Here is a 14,808-nt window from a genome sequence, read left to right as displayed (position 1 = left end):
GGGTGGCGGTGAAGGATTCCCCCTGACTTTTCCGCGGCCCGCCCTTGACACGGTTTCCGCGGCCGGGCCTATGCTGTCGAGAAATCGATTTCCCGCCCCAGGAGGCGCTCCGATGGACCAGTCCCTGCTCAGCCGGCGACGTTTCCTCCAGGCGACCGGCGGTACGGCGCTCGCCGCCGCGCTGGCCGGCTGCGGAGGAAGTGACGGCGGCGGTGGATCGAGCACCAAGGAGTTGTCGTTCGTCTACATGGGGACGGCCGAACAGCAGGCCACCTGGAACAAGCTGTTCGCGAAGTTCAGCGAGAAGCACCCGGAGATCAAGCTCAAGGCCGAGGGCATCCCGCTCTCGAACTGGGGCGACTTCTTCAACAAACTCTCCACCCGGCTGGCCGGCGGCCAGGTGCCGGACGTGATCCAGGTGGCCACCGAGGGCCAGCGGCTGTTCGCGTCCAAGGGTCTGCTGGCTCCGCTCGACGACTACATCAGCAAGGACAAGTCGACGATCGACGAGTACTACGCCGACATGGACCCGAACCTGATCGAGTGGAACAAGAAGTACAGCTCCACCGACGGCAAGACCTACTACCTGCCGGGCGAGTTCAACACCATGTGCATGTGGTACTCCAAGGACCTGTTCGCGAAGGCCGGCGTCCCTGAGCCGACGGCGAAATGGACCTGGGACGACTTCCGGCACGCGTGTGAGCAGATCAAGGCGAAGACCGGCGCGTTCGGGTACGCCGCGGGCCCGGAGTACTTCGCGGCGATCATGCCATGGCTGCTCACCAACGGGACGAGCAGCTTCAGTGACGACTGGTCCAAGCCGACGTACAACGACGCGAAAGCGATCGAAGCGGCCGAGTTCAACCGGGCCCTGGTCGCCGACAAGCTGTCACCGCCGCCCGGTGGGACGTTCGACGCGACGACCGCGGCGGCGCAGGGCAAGCTGGCGATGTTCGGCGGCGGGCGCTGGCCGATCATCAGCATCCGCAACCTGAAGGCGACGGCGAAGATGGGCATCGTGCCCTGGCCGACCAAGGTCGAGCAGGGCTCGCCGGTGGGCTGGAACGGCTACCCGATCATGAAGGCGTCGAAGAAGAAGGACGACGCCTGGACCTTCATCAAGTTCCTCATCTCCACCGAGGGCTCGTCGTTCTTCGCGCAACTCGGCGGCACCATCGTCCCGGCCCGCAAGTCGATCGCGAACAGCCAGTCCTTCCTCACCGACGCGCCGAAGGGGACGGAGTACCTCTACCAGGCGCTCAGCTACGCCACCCCGATCCCGTCGCCGGACAAGGGCGCCGCGGTGCAGAAGGCGGTCGAGGACGGCTGGAAGCAGGTGCTGACCGGGAACGCGTCGCCGGCCGACGCGCTCGGCAAGGCGCAGACCGCGCTCGAAGGACTCGTTTGAAACCTCAGCGGCGAGACTGGTTGCCGGGCTATCTGTTCATCAGTCCCGCCGTACTGCTCTTTCTCGTCTTCGTCGCCGCGCCCCTGGTCGCCGCGTTCGGTCTGAGCTTGTTCCATTGGGACTTGCTGAGTACGCCGGAATTCGCCGGGCTGGACAATTTCCGCCAGCTCGTCACCGATGGTGCGACGATCCGGGCCGTGGTCAACACGTTCGTGTTCGCGATCTCCTCGGTGATCACCCACATCGGCATCGGCATGCTGCTCGCGCTCGGCGTACACCGCACCATGACCCGCGGAACGAAGTACTTCGTCCGGACGGCGTTCTTCTTCCCGTTCCTGGTCTCGTGGGCCGCGGTCGCGTTGATCTGGAAATACGTTCTGGACCCGACCTTCGGTCTGGCGAACTACTACCTCTCGGCGACGACCAACTGGCTGGCGTCGCCGACCTGGGCGCTGCCGACGCTGATCGTGGTCGACTGGTGGCACACCATCGGCTACACGTTCATCATCCTGCTGGCCGGCCTGCAGACCGTGCCGGCCCCGCTGCACGAGGCTGCCCGGGTGGACGGCGCGAACGCGTGGTGGCGGTTCTGGAGCGTGACGCTGCCGGTGATGTCGCCGACCATCTTCTTCGCCACTGTGATCACGTTCATCGGCGCGTTCCAGATCTTCGACCCGATGGTGATCATGACGCAGGGCGGCCCGGACGGCGCGACCCGCAGCATCGTGCAGTACACCTACGAGAAGGGCTTCCAGTCCTTCGAGATCGGGTACGCCGCCGCCCTCTCGCTGGTGCTGTTCGTGGTGATCATGATCGTCACCGGGCTCCAGTTCCGGCTCAGCCGGCGGTGGGTGCACCTGTGAAGGGCCGGCTGCTCGATCTCGTCCTGGTGCTCGGCGGGCTGCTGATGATCGCGCCGCTGGTCTGGCTGATCATCACCGCCCTGGCCGAACCGATCAACGCGTTCCAGTTGCCGCCACAGTGGATCCCGCACCCGCCGACACTGCAGAACTTCCAGCAGGTGCCGGAGCTGATCCCGTTCGCGCAGATGGCCTGGAACAGCCTGCAGATCGCGGTGATCACGACCGCCGGTGCTCTGCTGACCAGTGCGCTGGCCGCGTACGCCTTCTCGCGGTTGCGGTTCCCGGGCCGGGACCAGATCTTCTCGGTGCTGCTGGCGGCGCTCGTCGTACCGGTGCAGCTGACCGTCGTACCGATCTTCATCATGATGCGCTGGTTGCACCTGGTCGACACGAGCGTGGCGATCTGGCTGCCGGCGTTGGTGAACGTGTTCGGGATCTTCTTTCTGCGCCAGTACATCGCGTCGATCCCCCGCGAGCTGGACGAGGCCGCGATCATGGACGGCGCGAGCCACTTCTGGATCCTGTTCCGGGTGATCCTGCCGCTGGCCCGGCCGGGCCTGACCGCGCTCGGGATCTTCGTCTTCGAGGCGTCCTGGAACAACTTCTTCTGGCCGTACATCTTCCTGTCGTCACCGGAGAAGATGACCCTGCCGGTCGGCCTCGTCTCGCTGCAGGGTGCGATGGGCGGCGGCCCGGCCGTGGTGCTGTTCGCGGCCATCACTTTGGTGGTGCTGCCGATCCTCGTGCTGTTCCTGATCTTCCAGCGCTCGTTCATCGCCTCCATCGCGACCACCGGCCTGCGCGCATGACCGACCACCTGCCTGCCGCCTTTCGCGCCCTCTGGCACGAGCTGCCTTTCATTGCTGCGTCCGGAGTACTGGTCTGTACGGCGTTCGGGCTCATGGTGCTGCTGATGCCTGGGCTCTCCCCGGTCAGCGTCCTGCTTGGCGCTGTGTTGGTCGGACCGGTCTGGGCGGCGGTCGTAGCCACCGCCGACTCAGTGGTCCGGGACGGCCGCGGCGGACTGCTCCTCCTACTGCGCAACCTGAAGCACCACGCCGTCGCGGGTCTCGAGGTCGGACTGGTCCCGGCCGCCGTCGGCGCCCTTGCGCTGCTCAACCGACAGCTGTACAACGGTCCGATCTTCGCGATCCCCTTGGCCGTCAGCGGTTGTGCGACCGTCCTCGCCGTGCTCGCCTCGTGCTACGCGTTCAGCCTTCGCGTCACCGGTCGGCTGCGAGGCAAGGCATTGTGGTTCACCGCCCTGAGCCTGGTCGCACGTGCACCACTTGTCCCGCTCGGCGTACTCGCCGTCGCTTTTGTCGCGCTGCTGCTCGGTACGTCGGTGACCGCCTCACTGCTTCTGCTTGCCCCCGGCCCGGTGGCGTTGCTCGCCTCCGCAGGTACATGGACGGAGAATCATGCGCTACACCGGTGACAAACTTCGGCACTTCGCACTGCCCTTGGGCGGTCTGGGCACCGGCACGCTTGCCCTGGCCGGCAACGGTGCGCTGCGGCAGTGGCAACTGCACAACATCGGCAACCACGAGGGACATGTCCCGGACAGCTTCTTCGCGCTGCGGCTCTCGCGGGTCGAGCCGCCGGTGGACGAGATCCGGGTGCTGCAAGGGCCTCCGCTGCAACCGTCCGGCACTCCCCTCGTCACCGACGACGTCGTACCGGCTGGTGAGTCACGCCTGCACGAGCTGCTCGGGCCGATCGGGACTCCAACGGTGACCGCCACCTACCCCGGCGCCCGCGTGGACTTCGACACTGACCTCCCGATCGAGGTCAGCATGGATGTCTTCAATCCACTCGTCCCATCCGACGCGCTTGCCAGCTCCCAACCGGTGGCCGCGTTCACCTTCGCTCTGCGCAACCCCGGCGACATCGCTGTGCACGGCAAGCTCGCCGGAGCGCTGCAGAACTCGGTCGGGTGGGACGGCGTCACCCCGATCGACGGTGTCGCCAACAGCCTGTACGGCGGCAACACCAACCGGGTCCGGCGGCACGACGACTGGACCTCGCTGGTCATGGAGAACACCACACTGCCCGCGGACCACCCCGGCGCGGGACAACTGGTGCTCACCACCGACGGCGCCGGCGCACTGACCTGCGTACAGTGGTCCCGGCCCGGGGAATTCGTTGCCTTCCTCAACGGTCCCGCGACGCCGGTCAGCGGGGCCAGTGCGCCCGGGACGACGTGGAACGGCGGACTGGCCGTGCCGTTCCACCTCGACCCGGGTGGGACGACGCAGGTTCGGTTCCTGATCGCGTGGCACTTCCCGAACCGATATGTCGACTTCAACCAGTTCGGACCGCGGCACGAGTACGGCCACAGCCGCTTCTGGCTCGGCAACGCGTACACCCGTCGTACGCCGGACGCCGTCGCCGTGGCCGAGTCGTTCATCGCACGCTGGCCATCGCTGCAGGCACTCAGTACTGCCTGGGCCGACGCCTTCGAGGCGAGCACGCTGCCTGGTGAGGCGGGATCACGGCTCGCTGCGCTGGCTGCCGACGTACGCAGCCCCACCGTCTTCCAGACCGCCGAAGGAACCGTGCTGGGCTTCGAGGGTGTGCTCGGCGCGTCCACGGTGATGTGGGGCGGCCGGTACGGCGGGTCCTGCCCACTCAACTGCACCCACGTCTGGAACTACGAGCAGACGCTGTCCCGGCTGTTCCCCGCGCTGGAGCGGAACATGCGCGACACGGAGTACGACGTGATGCAGGCACCCGAGGGGTACATCCCGCACCGGGTGATCGCTCCGACGTACCACCGGCAACTGTGGGACGTGGTGATCGGCGGTCCGGAGGAGCCGGCCCTCGACGGCATGCTCGGCAGCGTGCTGAAGACGTACCGGGAAGTGCGGCACGGGGCAGGACTCGAGTGGCTGCGGGACCGCTGGCCGAACGTCCAGCGACTGCTCGCTCACATCCGCACCAAGTGGGACGCGGACGGCACCGGCGTACTGCGTGGCATCCAGCCGAGCACGCACGACATCGACCTGTGTGGCGTCAACTCGTTCATGGGCACGCTGTGGCTGGCCGCACTGCGCTCGGCCGAGGAGATGGCGCTGCTGCTGGGTGAGGACGCGAAGGAGTACCGCACTCTCTTCGAGGCCGGGAGTGCGGCGTACGACGAGCTGCTGTTCACCGGCGAGTACTACCGGCAGGTGTTGTCGCCGGAGGAGAAGCCGGACTTCCAGTGGGGCGACGGATGCCTGGCAGACCAGCTGATCGGTCAGTGGTGGGCTCACCAGCTCGACCTGGGCTACCTGCTGCCGAAGGACCACGTGAAGACCGCGCTGCGCAACGTACTGCGGCACAACCTAGGCACCGGTTTCCGCGACTTCGACCACCCCTACCGGGTCTTCGCCGACGAGGACGACACGGGCCTCCTCATGTGCACCTGGCCACACGGCGGCCGCCCGGACATCCCGACCCGCTACTGCGACGAGGTCTGGACCGGCTCCGAATACCAGGTAGCCGCCCACTGCCTCTACGAAGGCCTGATCGACGAGGGCCTCAGCATCCTCCAAGGCCTCTGGACCCGGTACGACGGCACCCGCCGCAACCCCTTCAACCCCATCGAATGCGGCGACCACTACATCCGCAACGCCGCCGGCTGGTCCGTCCTGGAAGCCCTCACCGGCTACCGCTACAACGCCCTCACCGCCATCCTCACCTTCGCCCCACTCGACATCGCCCGCACCAACAGCGACTGGACCATCCCCTTCGTCACCCCCACCGGCTGGGGCGTAGCCACCAAGTCCGGCCCCACCCTCACCCTCACCTGCCACACAGGCACCATCAACGTCCAGACCCTGCAGGTCGACGGCACCACGCTCCCCCTCGAGCACCCCGTCCTCCCCGGAAACCCGTTGGTGATCGCGACAACCTGACCTCTACCGTCGAGCCATGTCCCTCATCGACCGCGCGCGAGAGCTGCAGGCCGAGGCTCAGGAGCTATTCGAGTGCCTTGACCTGCAGACTGCGTTCCCGTGGCAGCCGGTGCTGATCGGCAGCGCGCTCTCCGGGCTCATGGCCGTGCGAGACCTCGACGTCATGTTCGACGCACCCGATGCGACCGCCGCAAGAGTCCTGACCGGCCTGACGACGCTGGCCCAACGCGTCGAGCTGCGTAGCGTCGACTTCCGGGACGAACGCGACGACCGCCGTCCGACCCCCGCGATCACCGACGAGCGCTTCTACGCCGTCCTGCACACGGACAGCTGGAAGATCGACCTGACCTTCTGGCTGCACGTCGTCGAGCGTCCTCACGTCGCCGATGCCCTCCGGCTCCGCGACTGCACACCCGAGCAGCGCCTCACCATCCTCCGGTTGAAGCAGGAGTGTCCGGACGCAGACAGCTCCGCCATCTACCGCGCCGTACTCGGGGCGTAAGAGCGCCGGCCGAGGCTCTGTATCGGTGAGGGCACAATCACATCTCTGGCGTGACGAGCCCGACACCGACATGACTCGCGGGTAACCAACCAATAACATCGCTGGTATGCAGATCCTCGCCATCGTCGTCTCGCTCGCGGTCACCGCGGTCGGGGTCGCGTTGTTCGGCAAGACGATCGGGCACATGGTGTCCGTCATCAAGCTCGGCCAGCCGGCCGGGCGGACCGACAATCCGGGGCAGCGCACCACCACACTGGTCAAGGAGTCGCTCGGTCATACCCGGATGCTGCAGTGGAGCCACATCGGCGTACTGCACTGGTTCGTCGCGTTCGGCTTCATCGGCCTGTTCCTCAGCCTGGTGACGGCGTTCGGCCAGTTGTTCGACCCGCACTACGCGCTGCCGGTGATCGGCCACTGGTTCGTCTTCGAGTGGGTCAGCGAGTTCCTCACCTGGACCGGCCTGATCTCGATCATCGGGCTGATGGCGATCCGGCTGCGCAACCTGCCGAAGGGCGAGAAGGGTCGCTACAGCCGGTTCTTCGGCTCCACCGCCTGGCAGGCGTACTACGTCGAGTACACGATCCTCGGCGTACTGATCTGCATCCTGTTGCTGCGCGGCCTGGAGTACGAGCTCGGCGCCGGCAGCAAGTTCCACTTCCCGACCACGTTCTTCGTCGGCCAGGCACTCTTCGGCGGACTGAGCGAGTCCGCGTTGGAGAACACGGTCTACCTGGTGGCGATGATCAAGATCCTGATCTCGTTCGCCTGGATGATCACGATCTCGCTGAACGCCACCATGGGGGTCGCCTGGCACCGGTTCACCGCCTGGCCGAACATCTGGTTCAAGCGCAAGGCCGACGGCGGTACGGCGCTCGGCGCCCTGCAGCCGATTATGGTCAACGGCGCGCCGATCGACTTCGAGAACATCGAGGAGCTCGACGAGGACGCGGCTCTCGGTGTCGGCAAGGTCGAGGACTTCACCTGGAAGGGCCTGCTCGACTTCACCACCTGCACGGAGTGCGGCCGGTGCCAGTCGCAGTGCCCGGCCTGGAACACCGACAAGCCGTTGTCGCCGAAGCTGATCATGATGGGCCTGCGCGAACACGCCTACGCCAAAGCGCCGTACCTGCTGGCGTCGTCCGACGACGAGCGCAAGTCGCTGCCCGAGCTGGTGCTGGCGGAGCAGGACAAGCCGTTGGTCGGTCCCGCTGACGTCGCGGTCATCGACGAGGACGCGCTGTGGGCGTGTACGTCGTGCGGTGCGTGCGTGCAGCAGTGCCCGGTCGACATCGAGCACGTGGACGCGATCATGGACATGCGCCGGTACCAGGTGCTGATCGAGTCGTCGTTCCCCTCCGAGCTCAACGGCCTGTTCAAGGGCCTGGAGAACAAGGGCAACCCGTGGAACATGAACCCGTCCGGCCGGATGGACTGGGCCAAGGACCTGCCGTTCGAGGTCAAGCAGGTGGGTGCCGACGTCGAGACGCTGGACGAGGTCGAGTACTTGTTCTGGGTCGGCTGCGCCGGTGCCTTCGAGGACCGTGCGAAGAAGACCACGCAGGCGGTCGCCGAGTTGCTGAACATCGCCGGCGTCAGCTTCGCCGTACTGGGTGACGGCGAGACCTGCACCGGTGACCCGGCCCGGCGGTCCGGCAACGAGTTCGTCTTCCAGCAGCTGGCGATGCAGAACGCGGAGGTCTTCAAGGAGACCGGCGCGAAGAAGGTCGTCTCCACCTGCGCGCACTGCTTCAACACGTTGAAGAACGAGTACTCACAGCTCGGTGTCGAGCTCGACGTCATCCACCACACCCAACTGCTGAACCGCCTGGTCCGCGAGGGCAAGCTGACCCCGGTCGCGCCCGCCGACAGCACCCTCAACGGCCAGAAGATCACCTACCACGACCCGTGCTACCTCGGCCGCCACAACCAGGTGTACGACGCCCCGCGGGAACTGCTCGACATCATCCCGGGCGCGGAGTACGCCGAGATGCCGCGGAACAAGACCAAGTCGTTCTGCTGCGGCGCCGGCGGTGCCCGGATGTGGATGGAGGAGAAGATCGGCAGCCGGATCAACCTGAACCGGACCACCGAGGCGGTCGGCACCGGCGCGGACAAGATCGCCACCGGCTGCCCGTTCTGCCGCGTGATGCTGTCCGACGGCCTCACCGCCCAGCAGGCCGACGGCACCGCCCGCGAGTCCGTCGAGGTCCAGGACGTCGCCCAACTGCTCCTCGCCTCGGTCAAGCGCGGCTGACTGCAGGTAGCTGCAAACAATTTCCCTCACAGGTGGTGCGGGCCGTAGGATCCGGTGCTCGCATCACCTGGGGAGGAAGCAGAATCATGAAGTTCCGTGCCGCTGTGGCCACGGTCGCCACGCTGCCACTGGCCCTCGGCCTGGCCGCCTGCGGCAACAACGACAAGCCCGAAGCCGGCCGCGACTGGGGCAAGATGCCCGCCGCGACGCCGACGGCCACCACCGCCGAGCCGCTCAAGCAGGCGCCGGTGGTGCACCTGAACCGGACGACCTTCGTTCCGGCGATGACCACCGCGCTGTCCAAGCAGAAGTCCTGGAAGATCGTCGGCACGATGACCGCCAACGGCGCGACCGTTATGAGCATGAAGGGCGTGCAGACCTCGAAGCCGGCCGGCATGTCGATGGAGATGACCGGCGCCGCGTTCGGCACCGGGACCGCGAAGATCCTGCTGGTCAAGGGCGTCCTCTACGTGTCGATCCCCGGCACCACGCCGGCCGGCAAGTTCGTGAAGATCGCCAGCAAGCAGACCGGACAGCTCGGCGAACTGCTCGACGGCGGCGACCCGACCAAGATCTACAAGTCGTTCGACTCGAGTATGGCCAGACTGAAGTTCGTCCGCGCCGAGACGATCGGCGGCCAGAAGCTCGACCGGTACGACGTCACCGTCAACACGGCGAAGGCGCTGGCGGCACAAGGCAAGAAGGTCCCGGCAGGCGTCCCGAAGACGCTCACCTACTCGCTCTGGATGGACAAGGCCCACCTGGTCCGCCGGATGTCGTTCGCGCTGATGGGCGTGTCGATGGTGATGACGATGTCGGAGTACAACGAGCCGGTCAGCATCACCGCACCGCCGGCGAGCAAGATCGCGCGCTGAGGCCGGATCCGGTCAGATCACATTCGTCGGTGAGAACTTCTCGTAACCTCATGTTACCCAGGTAGAAACTTACCTGTTCCAGAAGTGATCACCGACGGATGATCGGGTGGGCTGGTGCCGATGAGCTTGCGTGTGGGTAGTACTCGACGAACCTTTCTGACCTTGACCGGAGCGGCGGCCGGACTGGCGCTGACCGGCAGTCTTCCCGAGATCGGGAGCGCCATGGCCGGCGCCACCGGCCGCACCGACCGGCGAGACCCGTTCACTCTCGGGATCGCTTCGGGTGATCCGCTGCCGGACGGGGTGGTGATCTGGACCCGGCTCGCGCCGGATCCGCTCGCGCCGTTCGGCGGGATGGATCGCCGCCCGGTCGAAGTCCAGTGGCAGGTCGCGGAGGACGAGCAGTTCCGCCGGATCGTCCGTCATGGCACGACCCAGGCGCGACCCGAGGCGAGTCACTCGGTGCATGTCGACGTACGAGGACTGCGTCCGTGGCGGCACTACTGGTACCGCTTCCGCGTGGACGGACGGTTCAGCCCGGTCGGCCGGACCAAGACCGCACCGCCGGCGGACGCGAACCTGTCCAGCCTGTCGCTGGCCTTCGCGTCCTGCCAGGCGATCTGGGAAGGCTGGTACACCGCGTACGCCGACATGGCGAAGCGGGACCACGACGTCGTGTTCTTCCTCGGCGACTACATCTACGAGTTCGGCATCGACCGGGGCATCCGGCCGGACTCGAACGAGCCCTACATCACGCAGCAGTGCGTGACGCTGGACGAGTACCGCCAGCGGTATGCGGCGTACAAGCTGGACCCGGACCTGCAGCAGGCCCACGCGGTCGCGCCATGGATCGTCACGCTGGACGACCACGAGGTGGTCGACAACTGGGCCGACGAGGCGCACCCGAGCGCACCGCCCGCGCAGTTCCTGGTACGGCGCGCCAACGCGTTCCGTGCGTACTGGGAACACATGCCGCTCCGCCTCGCCCAGCTGCCGAAAGGCCCGGACATGCAGCTCTACCGGCGGTTCCAGTTCGGCCGGCTCGCGGAGTTCAGCGTGCTCGACACCCGGCAGTACCGCTCGGACCAGGCGAACGGCGACGGCACCAAGGCGCCCGGTCCGGAGAGCAAGGACCCGGCCCGCACGATCACCGGTGCCGCGCAGGAGAAGTGGCTGCTCGACGGCTGGACGGCGTCACGCTCGCGCTGGAACGTGATGGCGCACCAGACTGCGATCGCCCGCCTCGACACCAAAGACGGCCCGGACGTCCTGGTCCCGATGGACACCTGGGACGGCTACGAAGCCTCCCGCGACCGGGTTCTCGGTGGCGCCGCACAACGCAAGGTCCGCAACCTGGTCTCGATCGCCGGCGACCTGCACCGCAGCGTCGCGTCGGACCTCAAGCTCGACTTCACCGATCCGGCGTCCGCAACCGTCGGCGCCGAGTTCGTCGGTACGTCGATCACGTCCGGGATCGACGGCATGGACCTCGACCCCGGCGGCGCGACCCTGCTCAAGGAGAACCCGCACATGAAATACGGGAACTTCCAGCGCGGGTACGTGAGCTGCAGCATCACCCCACAGCGCTGGATCTCCGACTACCGCGTCGTCGACAAGGTCAGCGTCCAGAACGGCGCCGTCAGTACCCGCGCCAAACTCTTCGTCGAGGACGGCCGCCCAGGCATCTCGGAGGTGCAGGCATGAGCATTCGCTGGCAGCCGGCCATCGCCTTCGGAGCCGTGGCGGCGGCAACCCTGATCACGTCCAGCTCGATGCCCCAGGCAACAACCGCCGTACAGGTCAGCACCGATCCGCAGCAGTTGAGCGTGGTCGGCCTGCCCTGCTTTCCCGGCAACCTGACACTGACCATGACCAATACCGGCCGCGAGGATCGGTACGCCGACCTCACTCTGGACCCGTCCGGGCCACTGCAACTGTCCCGGGAACTGTTCTCGTCCTGGCTGCCGGCCGTTGACCCCGACCAGCCGGTGTCCGCACCCGTCGAGGTCCGCGTGCCGCGTGACACCAAGCCCGGCAGCTACACGATCGACCTCGAGGTCGACAAGTCGCGGCTGACCGTCCCGGTCACGGTGAATCCCTTGCCCTCGAAGGACACCGGCAGCAACGTCGCGCTGGGCGAGCAGGCCGCCGCGTCCTCGACGCACGGCAACTTCACGCTCTGCGGCGCGGTCGACGGCGACAAGGACTCCGAACACTGGGACACCCTGACCGGCTGGAACGACGGCACTCGCGCGGCGTTCCCCGACAACTACGACGTCGCGCTGGCCGCGCCGACCACGATCAACCGGGTCGAGCTCTACACGCTCGACTCGACGAAGTACCCGGCCTTGACCAACGGGCTGCGGGACTGGGACGTCCAGGTCCGCAGCGGCAGCGGTGACTGGCAGACCGTCGCCCAGGTCCGAGGCAACACCGCCGGGCACGTGACGTCGACGTTCGATCCGGTCCAGGCGGACGCCGTACGCATCCTCTGCCTGGACAGCAACGACCACGCCTACTCCCGCATCGTCGAACTCGAGGCCTACGGGAGCTAGTGCAGATACGACGCTCCGTTGAAATGGAGGACGGAGCCGCTGGACCAGGTCGCCTGCGGGGACGCGAGCCAGTAGACCGCGTCGGCGACCTCCTCCGCGGTGGCGACGCGGTCGAACGGGCTCTGCGCCCGGATCGCGTCGCCGCCGGGACCGGCCAGGAACGACTCGGTCATGTCTGTGGCGATGAATCCGGGCGCAATTGACGTCACGGTGATGTCATGTGGCGCCAGCGATACCGCCAGCGACTGCCCGAGAGCGTGCAGTCCGGCCTTCGCAGCGCCGTACGCGGGCACGTCAGGCTCGCCTCGGTAGGCACCGCGTGACCCGACGTTGACAATCGCGCCCCGCCGGCCGCCCTCTACTGGCTCCTTGTCCAGCATCTGCCGGGCCACGCACCAGGTCACGTGCGCCGCTCCTTCCAGATTCACCGCGAGAGTACGACGCCAGGCCGCGACCCACTCGTCGTACGGCGTCTCCGCCAGCGGATGCCCAATCCGCCGCGACCCCGCGACCGGCTCGTCGACGAACAACGCCGCGTTGTTCACCAGTACGTCGATCCGGCCGAGCACAGCGGCCGATTCGTCAACCAGGGAAGGAATTGCGGCCGAGTCACCGAGATCTGCGGTGACCACCGCGTGCCCGCTGCCGGGGAGCCCGGCACGCACCTCCTCGGCCCGGTCGACCGCACCTCGGCAGTGCAGCACGACCCGGTCGCCGGCCCGTGCGAACGCCCGCGCGGCCGCGGCGCCGACACCCCTGGACGCGCCTGTGACGAGTACTCCTCTGGACACTGTTCCTCCCTGTCTCCGACTGGCCCACATTCTGCCCTGGCGCCACGATGACGACGCCATGACATCAGAAGAGGTTGACACTGACGTCACGATGACGTCATAGTTCATGGCATGGAACTTGACCACTATCTCGAATCGGTCCGGCGGAGCGTGGAGAACGCCACCGCCCTGGCCGACGATCAAACTCGCTCCGTGGCACAACGCCTCGGGGCCACGCTGGATGACGCGGGCCGCCTGGCCCTCATCTCAGCCCTGTCCGACGCCGCCGGGGAGATCAGCCGCGAGCTGTCCCCCGGTTCGGTCGAGCTCCGGATGGCCGGTGGCCGTCCCGAGTTCGTGGTCACGCCGGCTCCGAGCCAGCTGACCGGCCCCGACGAGGCGGACGACGAGACCGACGACGACACCGAGACCGAGGCCACCGACCAGGTGACCCTGGACGCCGACGAGCCGACCGCGCGGATCACGCTGCGGCTGCCGATGTCGGTGAAGAACAAGGTGGACGAGGCCGCCGCGGCCGAGGGCATCTCCTCGAACGCATGGCTGATGCGCACCGTGATGACCGAGCTGGGCGACCGGAACCGCCGTGGCAACCGCCCGCCCCGCCCCCCGCGCCCGCCGCGTGGTGTGTTCGGCCCGGAGGGCCCTCTCGGTCCGAACGGGCCGCTCGGACCCGACGGAGTCTTCGGACCGGACGGAGTGTTCGGCCCCGGTGGCCCCTTCGGCGAGGAGGGCGTCTTCGGACCCGATCGCAGCCGGCGCGGCCGCGACCGTAACCGTGACGAGCGTGACCGGGACAAGGAGCGCCGTCGCCGTGGCGGCCACGGTCCGGGCCAGCGGATGACGGGGTGGGCCCAGTGAGCGGCTTCAGCCAGCAACTCGTCGAGGACGCGACCAAGATCGAGAAGCTCCGGATCGAGATCGGCTCCGGCCTGGTCGAGATCGTGCCGGCCGACGGCACCGAGACGATGGTCTCGCTCGAGGTCGACAGCGGCACCGAGGACGACGTGGTCGTCGCGGTCCGCGACGGCGAGCTGATCGTCGAGGGCCCGCGCAACGTCCGCCGCGGACCGGAGATCCAGGTCCGGATCGCCACCCCGGCGACCATGGAAGCCCGGATCAAGACCGGCTCCGGTGACATCAGCTCGCGGGCGCCGCTGGCCACCGCGCGACTGTCGACCGGTTCCGGCGACGTCCGGCTCGACCGGGTCGAGGGTGACCTCGCGGTGAACACCGGCAGCGGCGACGTCCGGGCCGAGTACGTCGCGGGCTCCGTCCGGGGCAGCACCGGCTCCGGCGCGATCACCATCGGCGAGGCCGGCGACGCGGTCGGGCTGAGCACCGGCTCCGGCGACGTCCGGGTCGGCGACGTGGCCGGACCCGCCAGCGTCAAGGTCGGCTCGGGTGACATCACCATCGAGCGGATCCGCGACCACTCGGTCGCCACCTCGGGCTCCGGCGACGTCACGGTCGAGGTCGCCGACGCGCCGAGCATCCGGGCCGAGACGGCCCGCGGTGACGTCCACATCGGAGTACTCGACGGCGTCCCGACGTACCTGGACCTGACCGCGAGCCCCGACATGTGCATCAGGATGTCGCGCACCGTCATCTCCCGAGTGGAGTCGCGGAGCGCGCCGTCCGCGAACACCTTCGGGCGGCCG

General features: G+C 67.6%; 13 protein-coding genes. 12 read left to right on the top strand and 1 reads right to left on the bottom strand.

Translation table 11 applies throughout. The features are described 5' to 3' along the window. Window positions 1–112 precede the first annotated feature (112 nt). The 10 genes from AB0I34_RS26755 to AB0I34_RS26710 all read left to right on the top strand — a co-directional run bounded on the left by AB0I34_RS26755 (window position 113) and on the right by AB0I34_RS26710 (window position 12,359). Window positions 113–1,408 (top strand): sugar ABC transporter substrate-binding protein, encoded by a 1,296-nt coding sequence (locus AB0I34_RS26755; RefSeq protein WP_360449940.1) that lies wholly within the window; start codon window positions 113–115, stop codon window positions 1,406–1,408. Beyond that, window positions 1,405–2,271, top strand: a complete 867-nt coding sequence (locus AB0I34_RS26750) for a sugar ABC transporter permease (RefSeq protein ID WP_360449939.1) — start codon at window positions 1,405–1,407, stop codon at window positions 2,269–2,271. The genes AB0I34_RS26755 and AB0I34_RS26750 overlap by 4 nt, the downstream gene beginning before the upstream one ends. After that, window positions 2,268–3,080, top strand: a complete 813-nt coding sequence (locus AB0I34_RS26745; protein ID WP_360449937.1) for a carbohydrate ABC transporter permease — start codon at window positions 2,268–2,270, stop codon at window positions 3,078–3,080. The genes AB0I34_RS26750 and AB0I34_RS26745 overlap by 4 nt, the downstream gene beginning before the upstream one ends. Next, window positions 3,077–3,709, top strand: a complete 633-nt coding sequence (locus AB0I34_RS26740; RefSeq protein ID WP_360449935.1) for a hypothetical protein — start codon at window positions 3,077–3,079, stop codon at window positions 3,707–3,709. Before AB0I34_RS26745 ends, AB0I34_RS26740 begins: the two co-directional genes overlap by 4 nt. Then, entirely contained in the window at window positions 3,693–6,173 is a 2,481-nt protein-coding gene (locus tag AB0I34_RS26735) for a GH116 family glycosyl-hydrolase (RefSeq protein WP_360449932.1), read from the top strand. Before AB0I34_RS26740 ends, AB0I34_RS26735 begins: the two co-directional genes overlap by 17 nt. A gap of 16 nt (window positions 6,174–6,189) precedes the next feature. Continuing rightward, window positions 6,190–6,675 carry a hypothetical protein gene (locus tag AB0I34_RS26730; protein WP_360449929.1) on the top strand — a complete coding sequence of 162 codons (486 nt, stop codon included), beginning with the start codon at window positions 6,190–6,192 and terminating at the stop codon, window positions 6,673–6,675. Between the two features lie 106 nt (window positions 6,676–6,781). Next, complete coding sequence (locus tag AB0I34_RS26725) at window positions 6,782–8,929, top strand: (Fe-S)-binding protein (protein ID WP_360449927.1); 2,148 nt, start codon at window positions 6,782–6,784, stop codon at window positions 8,927–8,929. Between the two features lie 86 nt (window positions 8,930–9,015). After that, complete coding sequence (locus tag AB0I34_RS26720; protein ID WP_360449925.1) at window positions 9,016–9,804, top strand: hypothetical protein; 789 nt, start codon at window positions 9,016–9,018, stop codon at window positions 9,802–9,804. Between the two features lie 162 nt (window positions 9,805–9,966). Beyond that, the gene (locus tag AB0I34_RS26715; protein WP_360449922.1) at window positions 9,967–11,508 is read left to right on the top strand and encodes an alkaline phosphatase D family protein; all 1,542 of its coding nucleotides are present in this window, start codon (window positions 9,967–9,969) and stop codon (window positions 11,506–11,508) included. Next, on the top strand, window positions 11,505–12,359 hold the full coding sequence (locus AB0I34_RS26710) for a discoidin domain-containing protein (RefSeq protein WP_360449919.1): 855 nt from the start codon (window positions 11,505–11,507) through the stop codon (window positions 12,357–12,359). The genes AB0I34_RS26715 and AB0I34_RS26710 overlap by 4 nt, the downstream gene beginning before the upstream one ends. On the opposite strand, the gene AB0I34_RS26705 is transcribed toward AB0I34_RS26710, so the two are convergent. Further along, complete coding sequence (locus tag AB0I34_RS26705) at window positions 12,356–13,150, bottom strand: SDR family oxidoreductase (RefSeq protein WP_360449916.1); 795 nt, start codon at window positions 13,148–13,150, stop codon at window positions 12,356–12,358. The two genes, AB0I34_RS26710 and AB0I34_RS26705, sit on opposite strands and share 4 nt — an antisense overlap. 111 nt (window positions 13,151–13,261) lie before the next feature. Here AB0I34_RS26705 and AB0I34_RS26700 point away from each other — a divergent pair, with 111 nt between their 5' ends. Beyond that, window positions 13,262–14,008: a hypothetical protein gene (locus AB0I34_RS26700; RefSeq protein ID WP_360449914.1), complete on the top strand. Its 747-nt coding sequence runs from the start codon at window positions 13,262–13,264 to the stop codon at window positions 14,006–14,008. Then, on the top strand, window positions 14,005–14,808 hold an 804-nt coding region (locus tag AB0I34_RS26695), incomplete at its 3' end, for a DUF4097 family beta strand repeat-containing protein (protein WP_360449912.1). The genes AB0I34_RS26700 and AB0I34_RS26695, both read left to right, overlap by 4 nt.

The sequence above is a fragment of the Kribbella sp. NPDC050281 genome (genome assembly GCF_040655855.1).
Lineage (GTDB): Bacteria > Actinomycetota > Actinomycetes > Propionibacteriales > Kribbellaceae > Kribbella.
This window is presented reverse-complemented; position numbering and strand designations above follow the sequence as displayed.